This window comes from Candidatus Accumulibacter aalborgensis, assembly GCF_900089955.1.
Taxonomy (GTDB): Bacteria; Pseudomonadota; Gammaproteobacteria; order Burkholderiales; family Rhodocyclaceae; genus Accumulibacter; species Accumulibacter aalborgensis.
Window position 1 is genome coordinate 1 of sequence record NZ_FLQX01000017.1, and the last position, 745, is coordinate 745.

General features: G+C 63.4%; 1 protein-coding gene. It reads left to right on the top strand.

Going from position 1 to position 745, the window contains the following annotated elements; all coding sequences use genetic code 11:
- Positions 1 to 176 precede the first annotated feature (176 nt).
- Positions 177 to 710, top strand: a complete 534-nt coding sequence (locus tag ACCAA_RS02355) for a DUF6431 domain-containing protein (protein ID WP_186405647.1) — start codon at positions 177 to 179, stop codon at positions 708 to 710.
- Positions 711 to 745 lie beyond the last annotated feature (35 nt).

Below are 745 nucleotides of genomic sequence, written 5' to 3' on the forward strand. Positions count from 1 at the left end.
TGTTACGTCCTCCCCTGGCCAAGGTCTAAGGGCTCCAAATATCCCGCGTACGGTCGGGAAGAAGAAAGAAGCACTGCCTGAAAGAGGTCGGGACGAAGGGGGAAGAGGATGGGCTGGGACACCTCTGCTATCGTGGGAAGTTATCGAGACCACCCGGATAGAAAGGAGCCCAGCCCATGCGACGAATTGTAATCGGCATCACCAGTCTTGAGCAGCATATCGAGGCCGTCAAGACCCACCCCGAGCGCTACCGGCCGCGATGCTGCCCCCACTGCGGCATCAAGGTCCTCTGGCGGCACGGGCACTATGAGCGCAAGGCCGGTCGGCAACTGGAGCAGCGTTCGCTCAACCCCGTGCCGATCTGCCGCTACCGTTGCACCGGATGCCAGCGCACGTGTTCGCGACTACCTGAGTGCATTGCGCCGCGGCGCTGGTATGACTGGTCGGTGCAGCAAGAGGCCCTGAAGCAACGATTGAAGGGATGCTCGGAAGGCCTTCGCGCGGACTGCGGCGGACCTGACGAGCGCACCGTTGATCGCTGGTGGCAGTGGTTGAAGGCGCGCGGAGAGGTGTTCGAGTTTCATCTGCGCGCCCGCTTTGCCGAACTCGGGCGGGCGGCAGGATTCGACGCTTTCTGGCGCCGCGTGTTCGAATCCATGGGCCTGGCGCGGGCCATGGCCGTCCTTGATCACGAGCTGAGCGTCCCTTGATGACCTGACCCCGAACAAGTGGCGGACAGGGGGGG